Source organism: Acidiphilium sp., from assembly GCF_049977125.1.
Taxonomy (GTDB): Bacteria; Pseudomonadota; Alphaproteobacteria; order Acetobacterales; family Acetobacteraceae; genus Acidiphilium.
The window spans coordinates 50,535-70,008 of record NZ_JBMFGY010000005.1 but is presented as its reverse complement, the minus strand read 5'-3'; the positions used below and the strand labels follow the sequence as shown (position 1 = coordinate 70,008).

Here is a 19,474-nt window from a genome sequence, read left to right as displayed (position 1 = left end):
AGTAGATCGCGGCGTTGCCGCCGGTGGCGTAGAGGCGGGCGGCTTCGCGGACGGCGTGCGGGTCGGCGCCGGTGATCGCGGCGGTCGCTTCGGGGCTGTTGGCGTCCTGGGCTGCGAATTCGGCCCAATGGGCGAAGGCATCCGCCTCGCAGCGCTCGCGGACGTAATCGGTATCGACCAGGTTTTCGGTGACGATGACGTGGGCGAGTGCGGTGAGGATGGCGACGTTGGTGCCGGGGCGGATTTGCAGATGGATCGCGGCCTCGACATGCGGGGTGCGCACCAGATCGATTTGGCGCGGGTCGATCACGATGAGTTTGGCGCCGTCGCGGAGGCGTTTTTTCATGCGCGAGGCGAACACCGGATGGCCATCGGTCGGGTTCGCGCCGATCAGGAGCATGACATCGGCGTGTTCGACGCTGTCGAAATCCTGGGTGCCGGCGGAGGTGCCGAAGGTCTGGCTGAGGCCGTAGCCGGTGGGGGAGTGGCAGACGCGGGCACAGGTGTCGGTGTTGTTGTTGCCGAAGACGGCGCGGACGAGTTTCTGCACCAGGTAGGTTTCCTCGTTGGTGCAGCGCGAGGAGGTGATGGCGCCGACGGCGTTTTTGCCATAGTTCGCCTGGATGCGCTTGAATTCGGAGGCGGTGTGGGCGATCGCTTCGTCCCACGAGACCTCGCGCCAGGGGTCGTTGATGTGGGCGCGGATCATGGGCTTTGTGATGCGGTCGCGGTGGGTGGCGTAGCCCCAGGCGAAGCGGCCCTTGACGCAGGAATGGCCGTGGTTGGCCTTGCCGTCCTTGTAGGGGACCATGCGGACGATTTGTTCGCCGCGCATTTCGACCTTGAACGAGCAGCCGACGCCGCAATAGGCGCAGGTGGTGACTTTGGAATGTTCGGGCTGGCCGATGTCGATGACGGATTTTTCCATCAGCGTCGCGGTCGGGCAGGCCTGGACGCAGGCGCCGCAGGAGACGCATTCGGAGTCGAAGAAGCTTTCCTCCATGCCCGGCGAGACCTTGGAGTCGAAACCGCGGCCGGCGATGGTGAGGGCGAAAGTGCCTTGGACTTCCTCGCACGCGCGCACGCAGCGCGAGCAGACGATGCATTTGGCGGGGTCGAACTGGAAATAGGGGTTGGAGACGTCCTTGGCGGAGTCGAGGTGATTGTCGCCGGCATAGCCGTAGCGGACATCGCGCAGGCCGACCGCGCCGGCCATGGCCTGTAATTCGCAATCGCCGTTGGCCGAGCAGGTCAGGCAGTCGAGCGGGTGGTCCGAGATGTAGAGTTCCATGACGCCGCGGCGGATTTTGCCGAGGCGCTCGTTTTGGGTGTGGACCACCATGCCCTCGGCGACCGGGGTGGTGCAGGAGGCGGGGGTGCCGGCGCGGCCTTCGATTTCGACCAGGCAGAGGCGGCAGGAGCCGAAACTGTCCAGCATGTCGGTCGCGCAGAGTTTGGGGATTTTGGTGCCGATGTCCATCGCGGCACGCATCACCGAGGTGCCTTCGGGCACGCTGACGGCGACGCCGTCGATGATGAGGGCGACCAGTTTTTCGGACTGGGAGGGTTTGGTGCCGTAGTCGATTTCGTGAACGAGACCCATGGGTGTGTTCCTTTATTCGGCGGCCAGAGGGAGTGGTTTCGCCGCGAAATCCTCGGGGAAATGGTTCAGCGCGCTGAGCACCGGGTAGGGGGTGAAGCCGCCGAGGGCGCAGAGCGAGCCGAGCTTCATGGTCTCGCAAAGGTCGCGCACCAGGGCGAGGTTTTTCTCGGGTTCGATGCCGGCGGCGATCTTATCGAAGGTTTCGACGCCGCGGACCGCGCCGATCCGGCAGGGGGTGCATTTGCCGCAGGATTCGTGGGCGCAGAATGCCATGGCGAACCGGGCCATTTTGGCCATGTCGGCGGTATCGTCGAACAGGACGAGGCCGCCGTGGCCGATCAGGCCGTCGCGCTTGGCGAAGGCTTCGTAGTCGTAGGGGGTGTCGAACAGCGAGGGGGGGAAATAGGCGCCGAGCGGGCCGCCGGCCTGGACCGCGCGGACCGGGCGGCCAGAGGCGGTGCCGCCGCCGACATCCTCGATCAATTCGCCGAGGGTGATGCCGAAGGCGCATTCGAACAACCCGCCATGGCGGATATTGCCGGCGAGCTGCACCGGCATGGTGCCGCGCGAGCGACCGTAGCCGATCTCGGCGTAGCGCTGCGCTCCTTCGGCGAGGATGAAGGGGATGCTGGCGAGGCTGATCGTGTTGTTGATGATGGTCGGTTGGCCGAATAACCCCTTGATCGCGGGTAGGGGTGGTTTCGCCCTGACTTGGCCGCGTTTGCCCTCGATACTTTCGAGCAGCGCGGTTTCCTCGCCGCAGACATAAGCGCCAGCGCCGACGCGGACTTCGAGGTGGAACTCGTGGCTGCTGCCGGCGATTGCGGCTCCGAGTAGTCCGGCACGTTTTGCGATTCCGATGGCTCGTTCCATCATGCGGATCGCGAAGGGATATTCGGACCGGATGTAAATGTAGCCTCTGGTGGCGCCAACGCCGATGCCCGCGATCGTCATGCCCTCGATCAGCACGAAGGGATCGGCCTCCATGATCAAACGATCGGCAAAAGTGCCGGAATCGCCCTCATCGGCATTGCAGACGATGAATTTTCGCTCGGCAGCGGTGCGCGCGACGGTCTCCCATTTGATGCCGGTGGGGAAGCCGGCACCACCGCGGCCCCGCAGACCGGAGGCCTTGACCGCGGCGATGATCGCGGCCGGGCCGAGGGTAAGGGCTGCGTCGAGCCCGCGATAGCCGCCGTGATGGCGGTAGTCATCGAGGGATAATGGGTCGATCACGCCGGCGCGGAGGAAGGTAAAGCGGGTCTGTTTAGCAAAGAACGGAATCGCCTCGATGTGGCCGACGCAGCAAGGGTGTGGCGCCCCTTCGAAGAATCGTGCCTCAAACAGGGCAGGAACGTCGCCGACAGAGACCCGACCGTAGCCGATTCGCCCGGACGCGGTCGCGACTTCGACCAATGGTTCGAGCCAGAACATTCCGCGCGAACCGTTGCGCACGATGGTGACGGGAATGTTGCGCGACCGCGCCTCAGCCTCAATGGCAATGGCAACCCGATCGGCGCTGAGAGCAACGGCGGCCATGTCCTGGGGGATAAAAATTTTCATCAGGCCACCTCCTGCACCAGATGGTGGATCAAGGAGGCGTTGATCCGGCCAATTGGTTCGCCGTCGAACAGGGCGCTCGGTGCAGTGGCGCACAGACCGAGACAATAGATTGGCTCCACCGTGATCCGGCCATCCGGAGTGGTTTCACCCCAATCGAGACCTAGCGCGTCGAGCACTTGCTGTGCGGTCGCTTCCGACCCCATCGCCTGACAGGCCTCGGCGCGGCATAGTTTTAGAATGTGGCGACCGGCGGGGTTGCGGCGGAAATCGTGATAGAAACTGATTACACCATGAACCTCGGCACGGCTGAGATTGAGTGAGTCAGCGATCAGCGGTTCCGCCTCGCGCGGGACGAACCCGAATTCCGCCTGCAATGAATGCAGAATCGGTAGCATCGATCCCTCCCGTCCGGCGTACGATTCGATAATTGCGCGCGCTGTCGTGCTATCCCAGGCCGATGGTCGCCGTGTGGTCATGGATGTTTCATTCCCGATCCGTCAGCCCCGATCTCGTTGGGGACCAGGGTAAGATACGTCAAAGCGATTTAAGATTGGATGAATAATATCCGCAATTCACAAAAGGAAACAAGCTGATTACTGGATCGTTTGATAGAGACTGTCTATCAAACGGTATCAGCCAGGATGCTGGCGTGCTGAGTGGCGATCTGGACCAGTGCAGCGACCAGGGGCAGCATCGGCTCACGGTCGGGGAGCACGAGGCCGACGGTGTAGACTTCCTCCGGTGCGACGATCGGGATCGCGCGCAGTCGGGCAGTCAGGCCGAAAATCTGTGCCAGTTTTTCCGGCAGAACGCAGGCCCATCGGCCGGTTTGAACATGGCTGACCAGCACTACAATTGAGTTGCTCTCGAGCGTCGGCAGCAGATCGACGCCGGCATTATGCAACAGCCGATCGAGGATGCGGCGGTTCTGCATGTCAGGAGTCAGCAGACATAGGGGGATTTGGCCAAGCTCGGCCCAAGTCACTTTTTCGTGCTGACCGAGAGGGGCGTCGGCGGCAGTGAGCAGCCGGTAGCGTTCCTGATAAAGGGGCACCACCCGATTGCGACCGATCGGTTCGTTGTCGAGATAGGTCACACCGGCATCGACCTCGAAATTGTTCAACCGCCGCAGCACCTCATTGGAGGTGCAGGACTGGATCGAGAAGCGCACTGCCGGATGCTGCGCGCGAAACGGGGTGGTGAGCTCCGCGATCGTTGCAAGCGCGGTCGGGATCGCAGCGATCCTGAGCAGGCCGGACAGGCCGCGCTTGAGCGCAACGATATCCGCTCGCATCGCCTGCATGTCGCCGACAATGCGGCGCGCCCAGTCAAGCACCCGTTCGCCTTCGGGGGTGAAGCCCTGGAACCGTGAGGATCGCTCGACCAGCGGCATGCCGAGGGTTTCCTCGAGTACGCGGATGCCGGCGGAAAACGTCGGCTGGGTGACGCCGCAGGTTTCCGCCGCCCGGCCGAAATGCTTTTCGCGCGCCAGCGCGAGCAGGTAGCCGAGTTTGTCGATCAAGACGGCACGGCGACGAGCACGAGTCTACCCGTGACGGTGCCATCCTTCAGTCGATTTAGCGCGGCGTTGGCGTCGCGCTGGGGCATGGTTTCGATTGGCAGCGCCGGCAGGCCACCACCTTGCGCGAGGTCGACCAGATCCTGCAGATCGCCGGGTGTGCCGACGAAACTGCCCTGGATGGTTAGTGCGCGCATCGGCATGAACGGCAGGGGCAGGGTTAACTCACCGCCGAACAGCCCGACCATGACCAATTTGCCGCCTTTGGCCAACGCGGCGTGGGCAGCCCTCGCGGTGCCGGAGCCGTTGACCAGATCAATGATGGCGATCGGCTGACCACCGCAGGCGGCGATGATGGCTTTATCGAGCCGCTCTGCCAGACCATCAACTGTGGCGGTGGCTCCCGCTGAAGCCGCCGTGGCGCGTTTGGCGGCGCTGGTATCGACGCTGACGATCGCCCGATGACCCAGTGCCCGGAGCACCGCGATCGCAGACAGGCCCAGGCCGCCGGCGCCGATCAGCACGATCGGCGCGTCCGGCGGCAGAGGCATCACCTTGCGGATCGCGGCGAATACCGTAATGCCCGAACAGGCATAGGTAGCGGCCAGCGCCGGATCGATATCGCCGGGGTCGATCAGATGGCGGGCATGCGCGGCGATCACATGGGTGGCAAAACCGCCGTGCTGGTAGATACCCAGCGAGCGCTGCTTGGTGCAGAGATTATCTTCGCCGGCCATGCAGCGCGCGCAGGTGCCGCAACCGATCCAGGGATAGACGATGCGGATGTCGCCGGGCGTGACACCCGATGCCTCCGGCCCCAGTTTTACGACCCGGCCGACGATTTCATGACCGAGTGCCAAGGGCAGCGCGATGCCACGCTGAATGATGTCGAACCGCCCGGCGCTGCCGAGGTCGTAATACCCGTCCCAGAGATGCAGATCAGAGTGGCAGACGCCGCAATGGGTGACTTCGAGCAGGATTTCACTGCCCTGCGGTTCGGGCATCGGCAGGTCGATTTCGGCAAGCGGGGCACCATTCGCGACGACGGCCCAGGCTTTCATGGTGGTCGCGGTCATTGTCATTCCTCCCGTTATAGCCAAAAATATATATCGAGCGCCAGAGGTCAGAGGGGTGCGGTACCTGATCGATCCAATCGTGCCAGGATCACGCCGGCGAGGTAGAGCGAGCCGCAGATCAATACGCGTTTCGGCTCATCATCGATCGCCAGATGACGCAAGGCGGCGTCGACCGTGGGGCCCGGGCGGGCAATGCCTCCCGAGGCGACGACGATTTGTTCGACCGGGAGTGCCAGATGCTGGTCAGGCTCGGCCACGGCTTGGATACTGGCGGCGAAAGGGGCGACGATGCGCAGGAATTCAGCGCAATCCTTAGCTTGCTTCATACCGACCACCAGATGGGTCGGGCCGTCGAACGCTTGCAGGGCATCGGCGATCGCGGTGGCGCCACCTGGATTATGAGCACCATCGAGCCACAGGCTGGAACCGACGGGCAGCAGATTGGCGAGGGGTGCGCCGATCTGCTGCATCCGCGCCGGCCATTCGACGTCACGCATACCCTGGGCATAGGCGTGATCGGGGACGATCAGGCCACTGCTGCGAAGGGCGGCGATAGCGATGCCGGCGTTATCCATCTGGTGTGCGCCGTGCAGGGCGGGGGGCGGCAAGGACAAGGCGACGGACGCATCGCGGAAGAGGAATCCATCGGTCGTTGGGTTGACCTGCCAGTCACGCCCGCGCGCCAAAAGGGGCACCGCGTGGACCTGCGCGGTCGCTGTGATCACGTCGAGCACGTCAGGTGGTTGCTGGCCGGTGATCACGCGCGATCCAGGTTTGATGATTCCCGATTTTTCGAGCGCGATCAGGGCTTCGGTGTCGCCGAAGAATTCACGATGATCGAGCGAGATGGCCGTGATCGCGGCGACCAGCGGGGGAGGGATGACATTGGTGGCATCGAATTTGCCGCCCAACCCAACTTCGATGATCGCAAGATCGGCAGGGTTGCGGGCGAACAGCACGAATGCCGCCGCGGTGATGGCCTCGAACACGGTAATCGGAGCCGCGTCGTTGACGCGTTCGATCTCGGCCAATGCATCATCGAGCGCTTCATCCGTCACCAGATTGCCGGCGAGGCGGATGCGCTCGTTGAAGCGCACCAGATGCGGCGAGATATAGACATGGGCGCGTAACCCGGCGGCCTCGGCGATAGCACGGAGGAAGGCGCAGGTGCTGCCCTTGCCGTTGGTGCCGGCGACGTGGATGGTCGGCGGCAACTGACGTTCGGGATGGCCGAGAGCGGCAAGAAGTCGCTCCAGCCGTTCGAGCCGCAGGTCGATCAATCGCGGATAGAGCGTATGTAGACGCTCAATCCGGTGATCGATTCGCGAGCGCATCAGGCTCACGCCGCCAGCGGCTCCGCCCGTCGCACGTTCAAAAGACCGAGCAAACGGCCGAGGGTTGCGGCGAGTTCGCCGCGCGGGGTGACCATGTCGATCATGCCGTGTTCGAGTAGATATTCCGCCCGCTGAAAGCCGGGCGGCAATTTTTCGCGGATGGTCTCCTCGATCACCCGAGCGCCGGCGAAACCGATCAAGGCATTGGGTTCCGCGATCTGGATATCACCGAGCATGGCGAAGGAAGCGGAAACGCCGCCCGTCGTAGGGTCGGTCAATACAACGATATAGGGCAGCCCGGCTTCACGGACCATCTGAACCGCAATGATGCTACGCGGCATCTGCATCAGGCTGATCGGGCCTTCTTGCATTCGTGCGCCGCCCGACGCGGTGAAGATGATCAGCGCCGCCCGTTGCAGCACGGCAAGCCGTGCGGCGGCGACCAGAGCCTCGCCGGTCGCAGCCCCCATCGAGCCAGCCATGAAGCGGAAATCCATCGCCGCGACGACGGCCTTATGCCCGCCGATGCTGCCATGCGCGACCAGTACGGCATCATCCATCCCGGTTTTCTTGCGGGACTCGGACAGACGATCGGAATAGCGTTTCTTGTCCTGGAATTTGAGCGGATCGGCCGGCACTTTCGGCAACTCAATTCGCGTGAACGCCCCGTCATCGAAGGTCCAGCTCAAGCGTTCGGCCGCGGTGGCGCGCATGTGGTGGCCACAATGCGGGCAGACCTTCTGGGCAGCCTCGAGTTCGCGGTGAAAGATCATCTGTTGGCACGAGGGACATTGGTGCCAGAGATTATCCGGAGCCTCTTTGCGCCCAAGCAACGTGCGGACGCGCGGGCGAACGAATTCAGTGAGCCAGTTCATCGGGTTCGGTCAGAAGATATCGTTGATGATGCTGTCGCCGATGCCGAAACCAGCTCCCATGGTGATTGCGCGGCCAAAGCCAGAGTTCAGAAACCCACCAAGGATGCCGCCCTGCGGCGGCGGCGGGTAGCCCTGCTGAGGATAGCCCTGTTGAGGATAACCTTGAGGGGGATAGCCTTGCTGCTGCGGTGCGCCCCAGGGTTGTTGACCCTGTTGTTGGGTTTGCGGCACCGAACTCATCTGCTGGGACTGATTGGCGACGAAGCCATGCAGAGCTTGCAGAAGAGCGGCGACCTGATTTTGTTCGGCTTGCATCGCCAAAGCGATCTCTTTCAGGTCGAGCATCCATTCGCGCGCGTCCTGATTACCCGATTGCGATGCCGCCTGTAGCTTGGTGGCCAGACCCTTGAGCGATTCGACGGTCTGCTGCGACTGGGATTGCAATTGGGAATATTGGTTGTCGATGGTCTGGATGTCCATGATCGAGGCTCCTGGGATATGATAAGGCCTATATAGACCGGCTCACGGCAAAAGTCAGGCCGCCTGGGCTTCCCGGTTCCGATAAGCGGTGCAGGCCGCGCCGAACGCGGCAAACAGGCGCTGTCGATCCGGCGCGCCGAGTACATCCCACTCCGGATGCCACTGCACCGCCAGGGCGAAATTGCGGGCGGCTTCGACGCGCACCGCCTCGATCGTGCCATCGGGCGCCACCGCCTCGACCGCCAGACCCGGAGCCAATCGATCGATCGCCTGGCCATGCAGCGAATTCACCATGATGCTTTCAGCACCGCAGATCCGTGCGAGACTGCCGCTGAGGGTAACAATGTGGCGCACCGCATATTGCTCGGCCCTGGTGCCGATGCCGCCGCGATGATCCAATCGCCCGGCCAGTGTATGGACCTGCTGGTGCAGTGTGCCACCGAACGCAACATTCAGCTCCTGCAGACCGCGGCAGATTCCCAGCACCGGCATGCCGCGCGCGATCGCAGCCCGGATCAGCGGCAGAGTGGTGGCGTCGCGGTCGGGGTCGTGCGCGTCGGGTGTTTCATCACCTGCCACGCCATAGCGGGTCGGCATTACGTTGCTCGGACTGCCGTTGACGAGTAGGCCGTCCAGCCGGTCGAGCACGGCCAGCATCCGTTCGCCTTCGGGCGGGATCAGTAGCGGCACTGCGTCGGCAGCGCGAATCAGCGCCTCGCCGTAGCGCGCCGGCGTGGCATGCTGGTGGTGGTTGGCAATCATCTTGGTGCAGGCGGGAATCCCGATGATACTGGTCATGATGATGATCCTATAGCATTTTCAGAGCAGGTTTTGCGGCCGGAATGCGCCAGTCCCCAAGGCCAGCACGGCACAGCCGAGCATGGTGAGCGCCATTGGCCGCGCGGTTCCGTCGGCAAAACCACCGACCAGCGACCCAGCGATTGCGCCCCCCAGATACTGCCAAGTCCCCATCAACGCCGAGGCCGACCCAGCATGGGCCTGATGGCGCGACAATGCCGCAACCATGGTGCTCGGCAGCGCGAAGCCGTAACTCGCCTGGCAGATCAGGAGCGCGCCGATGATCGCGATCGGACCGGCATTGCTCATGGCGCCGATGGTCAGTGCCAGCGTGCCAATGAGCAACAGCGCAATCGCCGTCGTGACCACCGGCCGCAGCCCGAACCGGGCCACCAGATGGGGGTTCCATTGATTGAAACCGATATAGAGAGCCGCATTCATGCCGAACAGGGCAGCATAGCTGAGCGGTTGCCAGTGAAACTCACCGATGAAAACGCCGGGCGTCCCTGTGAGATAGGCGAACAAGGCCCCGATCGCGAATGTGCCGGTCAGAGCATTGGTCAGAAATCCCCGATCACTGGCGATATGGCCATAGCGGACCAGAATCGAGCGAAATCCGACCATGCTGCGTCGACCGGCTGCCAGCGTGTCGGGCAGTTTGAACCAGACCAACGCCAGGGCGATGACGCCATAAGCCGCCGCGAGGACGAAAATCCAGCGCCAGGAGCCGACCGACACGATTGCGCTGCCCAGAATTGGCGCGATGATCGGGGCGACGCCCATCACAAGCATCAGCTTGGAAAATAGCATTGCCGCGGCCGGTCCGTCTGCCACGTCACGCACCATTGCGCGGGGCACCACCACGGAAGCGGAGCCGCCGAATGCCGCAAGCAGACGGAAGCCGATGAGCGAATCGGTACTCCAAGCCAGGGCGCATCCGAGCGAGGCAAGGGTGTATATGGTCAGACCGATCAGGATGGGTAACCGTCGACCGGTTCGGTCGGAGAACGGCCCCTGGGTCATCTGCCCGATGGCCAAACCAGCGAAATAGGCCGCGAGAGTCAATCCAGGTGCCGCGGGATCATGAAAATCCCTCGCGATGGTCGGGAAAGCCGGCAGATACATATCGACCGAGACCGGACCGATCGCGATCAGAAACCCAAGCAGTAGCGCGAGGTGACGGGTGGTCGGCGGCGATATTGTGGCGGGCGGCACCAGGGCGATCGGAGCAGTGGACATTGAGGGGATTTACGGCCTTGGTGCTGCCGGGAGAATGAGCGATCCGCGCAACGCTGCCGGTCGCACGCGGCTCACCCCTGTTTCGCGCCGTGCAGCATGGTCAGGCCGAGATAGATCGCAAGTGCGACGCCAAGCACCACGATCAGCCCGGCCAGGACCAAGTCGAGCCGGTCGCTGGTGGCGCCGTGGGTTTGATCGTCGGCGATGTCGGCACGGTTACGCACGAACCGCAGCATCGCGGCCATGACCATTAGAGCGCCGGCGACGATCAGCGCCAGCCCGACCAAGCTGCCGGCGACCTGACCTGACATTGTTACGGTTTTGCCGAGCGACTTACCGGCGATTTTGAGAAAAATATCGAAACGTTCGACCAGGAAACCAAACGCCATCACGGCGATGGCGGTGCGGACCCAGGCCAGAAACGTCCGCTCATTGGCAGCGTGGTCGGTGAAATGCGGAACCGTCACGTTGTGGTCAGTGCGGATGGCTCATGCGGCGCGCCTGGCAACCTCGTCGGGCGACATCCGCACAAGGGCATCGTAATCGCCAATCAGCACCTGGGTAATGCGGCCGGGGTTGAAATGGAGATCGCCGATCTGGCGGACCGGTGTAACCTCGGCAGCGGTGCCGGCGAGAAACACTTCGCTCGCCTGCGCCATTTCCTCGGGTTTGATATGGCGCTCAACAACGGGGATCTGGCGGGCGCGCGCAAGCGCCATCACCGTGCGCCGGGTGATGCCATCGAGGAAACTGTCCGGCGTCGGCGTGTGCAGCGCACCATCGATCGCGAAGAAAATATTCGCCCCGGTCGCTTCAGCGACGTTTCCATCCAGCGTTAACATCAGCGCGTCATTGAACCCCTCGGCCTCGGCCGCGTGCTTTGACAGGGTGCCGATCATATAAAGGCCGGCAGCCTTCGAGGCGGTGGGGGCGCTGCGTGGATCGGGCCGACGCCATTGCGCCATGCCGAGGGTAATACCCTTCATCCGGTCCGAACCGAACAGATTGGGCCAGGCCCAGGCGGCAATCGCAAGATGAATCCGGGTCTGCTGCGCCGAGACCGAGAGTTGTTCCGAGCCGCGCCAGGCGATCGGGCGTATGTAAGCATCGGTGAAGCCATTGGCGGCCAGCACCTCATTACATGCGGCATCGATTTCGGCGGCGGTATAAGGGATATCAAACCCAAGTATTTTGCCTGACTGGATCAGCCGGTTGGTGTGGTCGCGCAAGCGGAAGATATTGCCGGCATAGGCGCGTTCGCCTTCAAAAACGGCCGAGGCATAGTGCAGCCCGTGCGAGAGAACGTGCAAATTGGCCTCGCGCCACGGACGCAAGGCGCCGTCCCACCAGATCATGCCGTCGCGGTCGTCGAATGGAATCAGGCTCATGGTCGCGTCCCCTCTCGATCGGGCCGCGGATCGATGCGGCCGTAGTTCATATCACCACCTTTAGATTGTCGGCGGTCGGTGGCCAAGGGGCGAGTCTCGGGTCTGCCCAGACAAAATCCGGTTTGCCATGGGCATTTTGTGCAATCGGGTATAAACACTGTCTTATCACATACCTCCTATACCAGTAATAATGAGTGCGTCATGCATGAAAAATCCGCTCAAACCGGTCAGACCGCCGGCCTGCTATTCCTTCGCGAGGACGAACTCCGTCTGGCGCAAGATATGATTTTTTTCGCCAATCGCGATTTGGTCGCGACTGCTGATGCGATGCTGGCCGAAATGGGGTTCGGCCGCGCGCATCACCGGACCCTGCATTTCATCGGCCGCAATCCCGGTCTGCCGGTCGGCGAGTTGCTGCATATTCTCGGGATCGCCAAGCAGAGTCTCGCCCGGGTGCTCGGACCGTTGATTCGTGAGGGTTATGTGAAGCAAACTCCTGGCCGCACCGACCGCCGGCAGCGGCTGTTGTCGCTCACGCCGGAGGGAGTCGCGCTGGAACGCCGTCTGTTCGAAACTCAGCATGAGCGCCTGACGATGGCGTTTCGCGAGGCCGGGGGGCCGGCCGTCGAGGGGTTTCGCAAGGTGCTGCGCGGGATGATGAAGGATGATGCCCGCGCCTGGCTCGATCGCGCCGAGGCGGCCCGCGCATCGAAACGATGATCGCGGCCACGTCGTGAGCGGCACCGCCGCACATATCCTGCTTGTCGATGACGATGCGCGGCTGCGCGCACTGATGTCGCGGTATCTGATCGAGAACGGCTTTCGTGTCACAACCGCCGACAGCGCCGCCGCCGCGCGCGAAACACTGCGGATCGTCGATCCCGACATGCTGGTGCTCGATGTCATGATGCCTGAGGAATCGGGGCTGGCTCTCACCGAATCGCTGCGCGCCGATCGGGCGCCGACCCTGCCGATCCTGCTGCTCACGGCGCGCGGGGCGCCAGAGGATCGTATCGCCGGCTTCGAGGCTGGAGCCGATGATTACCTGGGTAAGCCGTTCGATCCGCGCGAATTGCTGCTCCGCATTCGCGCCATGCTACGCCGGACCACCACGCCCGCGCTGAATACCGGACCGGTCCAGCTTGGTCGGGCCAGTTTCGATCCGGACCGCGGCGAATTGATCACCGAACGGGGGCCGATCCGGCTGACCGGCGGTGAAGCAAGCCTGCTTGGCGTGCTGGCTTCCCGTGCGAACGAAATCCTCTCGCGCGAGGTGCTGGCCCAGATTCTGAACATGGACGAAGCGGGGGAACGCGCGATTGATGTTCAGGTGACCCGTCTGCGCCGCAAGATCGAGAGCGATCCGCGCGAGCCACGCTACCTGCAAACGGTGCGCGGCCGGGGTTATATCCTCAAACCCGGTCCATGAGACTGGTTCCCCGCGGTCTCGAACCGGACCGCGCGCTCCGCAAAATTCTGCCGCGCAGCCTGTTCGGTCGTACCCTGCTGATCGTGGTGCTGCCGCTGATCCTGCTCGAAGGGGTGGCGCTACAGATTTTCTATGGCAGCCACCTCGATACCCTGTCGCGCCGCCTTGCCGGCAGCGTCGCCGGGGAAATCGCCTTCGTGCTCGATCAGGCGGATGTGTTTCCCGACGCGCGACGTCAGATCTTCGCCAATGCCGCCTACCGCTTCGAATTCGCGTTCCATTTCCATCCTGGCCGTACCCTGAGGCCTCATCGTCTGCCGCACGCGTTCGGTCCGGTCGATACCGATCTGGCGAACGCGCTCGCCACTGGACTTGGGCGTCCTTTCGCATTGGTCTGGCACGGCCCGCCGGGGATGGTGCGGGTCGATGTCCAGGTGTCCGACGGCGTGCTGACCATCGATGTGCCGCGCAAGCGGCTCTATATCGGGGAGCTTTATATTTTTTTCGCCTGGCTCGGGGGGACGACGCTGATACTGCTCACCCTCGCGATTCTGTTTTTGCGGAATCAGGTGCGGGGTATTCGACGCCTTGCCCTGGCCGCCGAAGCCTTCGGCATGGGGCGCGATACCGGCCCGATCCGTCCCGAGGGCGCAACCGAGGTACGCCGGGCCGGCACCGCCTTCAACCGGATGCAGGACCGGGTTCGCCGCTTCCTCGCCCAACGTACCGCCATGCTGGCCGGGGTGTCGCATGATTTGCGTACACCACTGACCCGGTTGCGCCTTGCCATCGCGATGCTCCCGGAAACGACGGCTGACATCGAAGGCATGACCAGCGACATCGATGAAATGGAACGTCTGGTGGCGCTGTATCTCGCCTTTGCCCGCGGTGAGGGGGCCGAAGCCCCTCAGCCGACCGATTTCGGGCTATTGATCGAGGAAGTCGCCGCCCGTGCCGCGCGTGGCGGTATAACCGTTGCTCTCGCGCTCTCGCCACTGCCGAGCGTTGTGCTACGCCCCGAGGCGATGCGCAGGGCGCTGGCTAATCTCCTCGATAATGCCGCGCGTCATGCCGGGCGGATCAACCTTGCCGCCGCTCCGGACGGTGCCAGCAGCGTCCGCGTGGTGATCGATGACGACGGTCCCGGGATTCCACCCGACCGGCGTGAGCAGATGTTTCGTCCGTTCGAGAGCGGCAGCGCCAGCGGCACCGGCCTTGGCCTCGCCATTGCGCGCGACATCATCGCGGCGCACGGCGGCGATATCCGGCTCGATGACAGTCCACTCGGCGGGCTCCGCGTGACAATCGTGCTGCCGCTATGATGCTGCGATTGCTTGAGGCCAGCGACGCCGACGCCTTGATCGCGGCCAACCGGGCCAGCCGCGACTATCATGCCCCCTGGGTGCAACCACCGCTCGATCGTGCCGCGTTCGAACAATGGTTCGCCGGTGTCGATCACCGACGCGCGGTCTCGATGATCGGATTGACCGACGATGGTACGATTATCGGTGTTTTCAATTTTAGCGAGATCGTTCTGGCTAATTTCCGCTCGTGCTATCTTGGCTATTACGGCATGGTCGCCTGCGCCGGACAGGGTCTGATGAGCCTGTGCTTGCGGGCCGGCCTGATCCATATGCGTGAAATCGTCGGTTTGCATCGAGTTGAGGCCAATATCCAGCCGGGTAACGTGCGATCGATCCGGCTGGTTCAACGCCTCGGATTTTGCCGCGAGGGGTATTCGCCGGACTACCTGTTCATCGACGGTGCCTGGCGCGATCACGAGCGTTGGGCGATCCTGCTCGATCAGGTGTCGGCGCGGGTGCCGTAGACACTTGACCGCCAGTGGTTGTTTTCAGCTCCGATTGGGCAGCATCGCCCGCAGCGTCGTGGCGAGATCGATCTGCGGCTCCCATCCCAGATCGCGCCGCGCGGCGGCGGCATTGCCAAACGCCATTGGAATATCGACCGGGCGCAGCCGGGCAGGATCGATCTCGATGGCGATCGGCCGACCGGCTGCTGCGATCATTGTTTCAAGCAAATCGCCAATCCGGCGTGGGGTGCCGGAGGCCAGATTGAACACCGCATCCGACGCCAGCGCTTCGGCATGGGCGATGGCCAGCGCGTAAGCCCGCACCACGTCGCGGACATCGAGAAAATCCCGCGCCGCCTCCAGATTGCCGACCTTGATCACCGGCGGCTGGGTCTGTGCCATGATCGCGGCGATCTGAGCGGCAAATGCGGGGATGACGAAGGCGCCGGATTGACCCGGACCGGTGTGGTTGAACGGTCTGAACCGCACCAGACGCAATCCTGATTCGCCCGCCATGGCTCCGAGGGTCAGATCCGCCGCCGCCTTCGTCGCGGCATAGATATTGAGCGGCGCCAGCGGTGCGGTTTCATCCAGCGCGATACCGCTGCGGAAGCTTGCACCGTAGGCCTCAGCACTGCCGACATGGATCATCAGGCAGCGCGGCGACGTTTCGATGATCGCGCGCGCCACCGCGATGCTGCCGCCGAGATTGACCGCGAAGGCCCGATCGGGCTCCTGCCGCGCCGCTGGCACCGAGGCGATGCCAGCCAGATGCACCACGACATCAGGCGCGCCCGATTTGATCATGCGGTGAACCGCCGCGGTATCGGTGACATCGGCAGCACCGGCGATCACGGTGGCATCCGGCCACATCGCGGCCAGTTCGGCACGCAGATAGCCGCCGACGAAACCGCTGCTGCCGGTGATCAGAATACGATGCGGTGTCACGTCAGCCCCTCAGCGCGACAGACGGGCCAGATCGGCCTCGACCATTTCGGCGGCCAGTTGTTCGAGCGTGACGCTCGCCTTCCAGCCCAGGACGCGCTCGGCCTTGCGCGGGTCGCCGAGCAGTAATTCGACCTCGGCCGGGCGCATCAGCGCCTGATCGGTGCGGACGTGATCATCCATCGACAGACCGGCGGCGGCGAACGCCAGCGCGGCGAAATCGGCCACCCGCATGGTTCGACCCGTCGCAATGACGTAATCATCCGCTACATTTTGTTGCAGCATGAGCCACATTGCACGTACATAATCTCGGGCATGACCCCAGTCGCGCTTCGCCTCGACATTGCCAAGCGTCAGATGATCAGCGAGGCCGAGCTTGATCCGTGCCACTCCGTCGGTAATCCGGCGGGTGACAAATTCGATGCCGCGCAACGGGCTCTCGTGGTTGAACAGAATTCCCGAGGAGGCGTGCATGCCGAAGCTCTCGCGATAGTTCACCGTCATCCAGTGAGCATAGAGTTTCGCCGCCGCGTAGGGGCTGCGTGGATAAAACGGCGTGGTCTCCGATTGCGGGATGGCCTGCACCTTGCCGAACATTTCCGAAGACGACGCCTGATAGAACCGTGCCTGCGGGCGGGCGATCCGCACAGCTTCGAGCATCGTGACCGCGCCGAGACCGGTGACCAGCCCGGTCAGCGACGGTTGTTGCCACGACGTGGCGACAAAGCTCTGCGCGGCCAGATGATAGACCTCGTCGGGTTGATAGGTCTGCACCGTGCGGATCAGGCTGCCCAGATCGGTCAGGTTGCCCTCCACCAGGGTGACCTTGTCGATCACGCCGAGCCAGCGCAGACGCTCACCGATCACATCAGAGGAGGCCGAGCGGCGCATCAGGCCGATCACCCGATAGTTCTTGCCCAACAAAAATTCACTCAGATACGCGCCATCCTGGCCCGTGATGCCGGTGATCAAGGCTGTCTTCATTTTGACTCCACAAATCCCATATCAAGAAAAAGAGTTGAAATCCGGCGCCGTTCTGGACGTAATCTGCGAAGCTGGCTAGAGGGGGCCGATAAGAAGCGATGAAATCGTCGATCAGTTATATTCCGGAGATGTATTTTGAGTAATGTAAAGTTGGTGACATGACGGTCTGGGTCGATATTGAAGATCTATTGGTCCATTTTTATGCCACCAGCCGCCCGAGCGGTATCCAGAGGCTCTGTTTTGAAATCTATCGCGAGTTAGACCGCAAAAAGACCGGTGCGTGTCCGATACGTTTTGTTCGTCATCTGCCAAACGGTCGCGACCTCGAGGAGGTTTCCTGGCTCGATGTCGAACATCGCATCACACAGGCGATGATCAGCGACCCCGCCGCCGTGCCGGCCGAGGCGGTGCCGCCGGGTGGGCTCGATCAGTCCCAGGCTGCGGTTTCCATGACGGACCCGTCGCCTAACGTGTCGTCGCTACGGCGATGGGGCCAGACGCTCCCGGCCGATCTGCGCGCTCCGATCGCCGCGTTCGTGCGGGCGCAAAGCAATAGTGGTCAGGCGCTTCGGGCCAGTCTGAGCATGGCGCGTACCGCTTTGGTCGCGCAGCGCCATGCTGGTCGCGCCTTGTACGACACGGTCAGGGGGGGGCGTCGCTATCTCGGCCTCGGTGGAACCGGTTCACTGGTACCTGCCACAACGCTGCCGCCCGGCGAGACTGAGAACGGTTCCACCACCCCCGGTATCGTTGTCGGCAAGCCGGTCGATCTGGCCCGCGGCGATGTCATCCTGTCGATCGGAGCGTCCTGGCCCGGCGGCTACTATCCGGCGATGATCCAGAGGCTGAAGGATCAGTTCGGTGTCCGCTTCGCCGTGATGATCTATGATCTGATCCCGCTGAACTGGCCGGAATGGGCGGTGATGGCGCTACGGCGGCAATTCGTTGCCTGGCTCGGTCCGATCATTGGTCTGGCCGATGTGCTGTTCACGATTTCACAGGCCACAGCCTCCGATATCGTCGCATTCGCCAACCGTGAGTCGATCCCGATCCGGACCCCGCAGATCGTGCCGATCGGTGTGACGTTTCCCGACCGCACGCCGCGGCCGCCGATCCAGACCCAGCCCTACGTTCTGTTCGTTTCGACCATTGAGACCCGTAAGAACCACATCCTGATGTTTCGTCTGTGGCGACGCATGATGAACACGCTGCCGCCAGAGGCGATTCCCAATCTGGTCTTCGCCGGCAAGATCGGCTGGTTGACCCATGATCTGATGATGCAGATTGAGAACTCGTCGAACCTCGACGGCAAGTTGAAAATTGTTGAAAGCCCGAGCGATGAGGATCTTGCCTCGCTCTATCAACATTGTCTGTTCACGGTGTTTCCCTCGTTTTACGAGGGGTGGGGCCTACCAGTCACCGAGAGCCTCTCGTTTGGCAAGACCGTCGCCGCCTCGAGCCGGGCATCGGTGCCTGAAGCAGGGGGTGAGTTCTGTGTTTATTTCGATCCCGACGACCTGAACGACGCCTATCGCGTGATCACCCGCTTCATCCTGGAACCTGAACGGGTCGCCACTCTCGAAGCCAAGATCGCGCGAGCATTCCGTCCGCCCTCATGGAGTGACAGTGCTACGGCGATTCTGGCGGCTATCGGCGCCGACGACGATGCCCACGAGCGGCTTACCGTTTCGAACCGGCTGACGGTGCCGGATGTAACTCAACTGTCGCGAACAGGCTGATCTGCTCGGTTATCGCGCCCGGTTGCGTCTGAGGCAGCACCACTTCTGCCGAACGCATGGCCAGCATCAGCGGGTGGAAGGGGGTCTGACCGGTGAGGGTTATCCTGGTGATCGCGCCGACCCGATCGCCGAGGGCTGATGCGGTGGCAGCGGCTTCGGCCCGCAATTGGCGTACCGCATCCGCGATCGCCCGTTCACGTGTGTCACGGGCGGCCGCGGAACTGAGACCCCCTGCGATACCGTCAAGCACAATCGATCTCGCCTGGAACGAGCCGATCAGGCGGCGCACCGCCGCGGTGGCCGCTGTGTTGGGTGAGGCGGCGTAGCGCAGTATCATCGTCTGCTGCGCATGCCAGGCTGTGTGTTTCGGATCCGTCGGAGCCACATCATAGCTCCCGGTGGTGACATGCAGTCCCTTGATCGCCTCAGCCTGAGCCAGCGCCAGTCCCATCGTCCGGTTCACCGCCGCCTGAGCCGAAGCGGCGGTCGGCGCGTCATCCTGAACCGACATTCTGGCGACAAGCTGGTCGGGTGTGTGATCCGCCCGCCCGATCACCGTCAGGCTGAGTACGGTCGCGGCGGAGGGTGCTGCCGCCGCTCTCGCGCCGGAGCCGGCGAGGAAACCCATCCCGATCAGAATTCCGATGATCGTATGATTTGCTGTCATCACGCTAAAATCGCCGATCTTATGC

General features: G+C 63.1%; 20 protein-coding genes. 5 read left to right on the top strand and 15 right to left on the bottom strand.

What is annotated here, in order from left to right; genetic code table 11:
• From ACP5E6_RS01985 to ACP5E6_RS01930, 12 genes are all read right to left on the bottom strand, one after another.
• The coding region (locus tag ACP5E6_RS01985; protein WP_427950950.1) for a molybdopterin-dependent oxidoreductase at positions 1-1,603 on the bottom strand (1,603 nt) is incomplete at its 3' end.
• Between the two features lie 12 nt (positions 1,604-1,615).
• The gene (locus tag ACP5E6_RS01980; protein ID WP_427950947.1) at positions 1,616-3,166 is read right to left on the bottom strand and encodes a formate dehydrogenase beta subunit; all 1,551 of its coding nucleotides are present in this window, start codon (positions 3,164-3,166) and stop codon (positions 1,616-1,618) included.
• Positions 3,166-3,642: a formate dehydrogenase subunit gamma gene (locus ACP5E6_RS01975; RefSeq protein WP_427950944.1), complete on the bottom strand. Its 477-nt coding sequence runs from the start codon at positions 3,640-3,642 to the stop codon at positions 3,166-3,168. Before ACP5E6_RS01975 ends, ACP5E6_RS01980 begins: the two co-directional genes overlap by 1 nt.
• A 146-nt stretch (positions 3,643-3,788) precedes the next feature.
• Positions 3,789-4,688: a LysR family transcriptional regulator gene (locus tag ACP5E6_RS01970; protein ID WP_427950941.1), complete on the bottom strand. Its 900-nt coding sequence runs from the start codon at positions 4,686-4,688 to the stop codon at positions 3,789-3,791.
• Positions 4,685-5,761: an alcohol dehydrogenase gene (locus tag ACP5E6_RS01965; RefSeq protein WP_427950938.1), complete on the bottom strand. Its 1,077-nt coding sequence runs from the start codon at positions 5,759-5,761 to the stop codon at positions 4,685-4,687. The genes ACP5E6_RS01970 and ACP5E6_RS01965 overlap by 4 nt, the downstream gene beginning before the upstream one ends.
• Positions 5,762-5,808: 47 nt before the next feature.
• On the bottom strand, positions 5,809-7,095 hold the full coding sequence (locus tag ACP5E6_RS01960) for a bifunctional folylpolyglutamate synthase/dihydrofolate synthase (RefSeq protein ID WP_427950957.1): 1,287 nt from the start codon (positions 7,093-7,095) through the stop codon (positions 5,809-5,811).
• A gap of 5 nt (positions 7,096-7,100) precedes the next feature.
• Complete coding sequence (gene accD, locus ACP5E6_RS01955) at positions 7,101-7,970, bottom strand: acetyl-CoA carboxylase, carboxyltransferase subunit beta (RefSeq protein ID WP_427950935.1); 870 nt, start codon at positions 7,968-7,970, stop codon at positions 7,101-7,103.
• Positions 7,971-7,979: 9 nt separating this feature from the next.
• Positions 7,980-8,450, bottom strand: a complete 471-nt coding sequence (locus ACP5E6_RS01950) for a hypothetical protein (protein WP_427950934.1) — start codon at positions 8,448-8,450, stop codon at positions 7,980-7,982.
• Between the two features lie 54 nt (positions 8,451-8,504).
• Entirely contained in the window at positions 8,505-9,248 is a 744-nt protein-coding gene (locus ACP5E6_RS01945) for a gamma-glutamyl-gamma-aminobutyrate hydrolase family protein (RefSeq protein ID WP_427950931.1), read from the bottom strand.
• A gap of 21 nt (positions 9,249-9,269) precedes the next feature.
• Positions 9,270-10,487 carry a multidrug effflux MFS transporter gene (locus tag ACP5E6_RS01940; protein WP_427950929.1) on the bottom strand — a complete coding sequence of 406 codons (1,218 nt, stop codon included), beginning with the start codon at positions 10,485-10,487 and terminating at the stop codon, positions 9,270-9,272.
• Positions 10,488-10,558: 71 nt separating this feature from the next.
• A complete protein-coding gene (locus ACP5E6_RS01935; RefSeq protein ID WP_427950926.1) occupies positions 10,559-10,954 on the bottom strand; it encodes a YidH family protein in 396 nt (131 codons plus the stop codon).
• A 21-nt stretch (positions 10,955-10,975) separates the two neighbouring features.
• Positions 10,976-11,875: a branched-chain amino acid aminotransferase gene (locus tag ACP5E6_RS01930; protein WP_427950923.1), complete on the bottom strand. Its 900-nt coding sequence runs from the start codon at positions 11,873-11,875 to the stop codon at positions 10,976-10,978.
• 201 nt (positions 11,876-12,076) lie between these two features.
• On the opposite strand from ACP5E6_RS01930, the gene ACP5E6_RS01925 reads away from it, so the two are divergent.
• The 4 genes from ACP5E6_RS01925 to ACP5E6_RS01910 are packed head-to-tail and all read left to right on the top strand — an operon-like array spanning position 12,077 to position 15,132.
• Complete coding sequence (locus tag ACP5E6_RS01925; RefSeq protein WP_427950920.1) at positions 12,077-12,595, top strand: MarR family winged helix-turn-helix transcriptional regulator; 519 nt, start codon at positions 12,077-12,079, stop codon at positions 12,593-12,595.
• Positions 12,596-12,608: 13 nt separating this feature from the next.
• On the top strand, positions 12,609-13,304 hold the full coding sequence (locus ACP5E6_RS01920) for a response regulator (protein ID WP_427950917.1): 696 nt from the start codon (positions 12,609-12,611) through the stop codon (positions 13,302-13,304).
• Positions 13,301-14,626: an ATP-binding protein gene (locus ACP5E6_RS01915; RefSeq protein WP_427950914.1), complete on the top strand. Its 1,326-nt coding sequence runs from the start codon at positions 13,301-13,303 to the stop codon at positions 14,624-14,626. Before ACP5E6_RS01920 ends, ACP5E6_RS01915 begins: the two co-directional genes overlap by 4 nt.
• Entirely contained in the window at positions 14,626-15,132 is a 507-nt protein-coding gene (locus ACP5E6_RS01910; protein ID WP_427950911.1) for a GNAT family N-acetyltransferase, read from the top strand. Before ACP5E6_RS01915 ends, ACP5E6_RS01910 begins: the two co-directional genes overlap by 1 nt.
• 24 nt (positions 15,133-15,156) lie before the next feature.
• On the opposite strand, the gene ACP5E6_RS01905 is transcribed toward ACP5E6_RS01910, so the two are convergent.
• Both ACP5E6_RS01905 and ACP5E6_RS01900 read right to left on the bottom strand, forming a co-directional pair.
• Positions 15,157-16,062 carry a GDP-mannose 4,6-dehydratase gene (locus ACP5E6_RS01905; protein WP_427950908.1) on the bottom strand — a complete coding sequence of 302 codons (906 nt, stop codon included), beginning with the start codon at positions 16,060-16,062 and terminating at the stop codon, positions 15,157-15,159.
• Positions 16,063-16,071: 9 nt separating this feature from the next.
• Positions 16,072-17,043 carry a GDP-mannose 4,6-dehydratase gene (locus ACP5E6_RS01900; RefSeq protein ID WP_427950905.1) on the bottom strand — a complete coding sequence of 324 codons (972 nt, stop codon included), beginning with the start codon at positions 17,041-17,043 and terminating at the stop codon, positions 16,072-16,074.
• A gap of 371 nt (positions 17,044-17,414) precedes the next feature.
• Here ACP5E6_RS01900 and ACP5E6_RS01895 point away from each other — a divergent pair, with 371 nt between their 5' ends.
• Positions 17,415-18,782, top strand: a complete 1,368-nt coding sequence (locus tag ACP5E6_RS01895) for a glycosyltransferase family 4 protein (protein WP_427950902.1) — start codon at positions 17,415-17,417, stop codon at positions 18,780-18,782.
• On the opposite strand, the gene ACP5E6_RS01890 is transcribed toward ACP5E6_RS01895, so the two are convergent.
• On the bottom strand, positions 18,724-19,449 hold the full coding sequence (locus ACP5E6_RS01890) for an SIMPL domain-containing protein (protein WP_427950899.1): 726 nt from the start codon (positions 19,447-19,449) through the stop codon (positions 18,724-18,726). The two genes, ACP5E6_RS01895 and ACP5E6_RS01890, sit on opposite strands and share 59 nt — an antisense overlap.
• Positions 19,450-19,474 lie beyond the last annotated feature (25 nt).

Coding starts and splice junctions, on each gene's coding strand:
- ACP5E6_RS01945 (WP_427950931.1), bottom strand. CDS start 9,248: ATGACCAGTATCATCGGGATTCCCGCCTGCACCAAGATGATTGCCAAC.
- ACP5E6_RS01940 (WP_427950929.1), bottom strand. CDS start 10,487: ATGTCCACTGCTCCGATCGCCCTGGTGCCGCCCGCCACAATATCGCCG.
- ACP5E6_RS01965 (WP_427950938.1), bottom strand. CDS start 5,761: ATGACCGCGACCACCATGAAAGCCTGGGCCGTCGTCGCGAATGGTGCC.
- ACP5E6_RS01895 (WP_427950902.1), top strand. CDS start 17,415: ATGATCAGCGACCCCGCCGCCGTGCCGGCCGAGGCGGTGCCGCCGGGT.
- ACP5E6_RS01915 (WP_427950914.1), top strand. CDS start 13,301: ATGAGACTGGTTCCCCGCGGTCTCGAACCGGACCGCGCGCTCCGCAAA.
- ACP5E6_RS01960 (WP_427950957.1), bottom strand. CDS start 7,095: ATGCGCTCGCGAATCGATCACCGGATTGAGCGTCTACATACGCTCTAT.
- ACP5E6_RS01930 (WP_427950923.1), bottom strand. CDS start 11,875: ATGAGCCTGATTCCATTCGACGACCGCGACGGCATGATCTGGTGGGAC.
- accD (WP_427950935.1), bottom strand. CDS start 7,970: ATGAACTGGCTCACTGAATTCGTTCGCCCGCGCGTCCGCACGTTGCTT.
- ACP5E6_RS01910 (WP_427950911.1), top strand. CDS start 14,626: ATGCTGCGATTGCTTGAGGCCAGCGACGCCGACGCCTTGATCGCGGCC.
- ACP5E6_RS01950 (WP_427950934.1), bottom strand. CDS start 8,450: ATGGACATCCAGACCATCGACAACCAATATTCCCAATTGCAATCCCAG.
- ACP5E6_RS01975 (WP_427950944.1), bottom strand. CDS start 3,642: ATGACCACACGGCGACCATCGGCCTGGGATAGCACGACAGCGCGCGCA.
- ACP5E6_RS01925 (WP_427950920.1), top strand. CDS start 12,077: ATGCATGAAAAATCCGCTCAAACCGGTCAGACCGCCGGCCTGCTATTC.
- ACP5E6_RS01980 (WP_427950947.1), bottom strand. CDS start 3,166: ATGAAAATTTTTATCCCCCAGGACATGGCCGCCGTTGCTCTCAGCGCC.
- ACP5E6_RS01900 (WP_427950905.1), bottom strand. CDS start 17,043: ATGAAGACAGCCTTGATCACCGGCATCACGGGCCAGGATGGCGCGTAT.
- ACP5E6_RS01890 (WP_427950899.1), bottom strand. CDS start 19,449: ATGACAGCAAATCATACGATCATCGGAATTCTGATCGGGATGGGTTTC.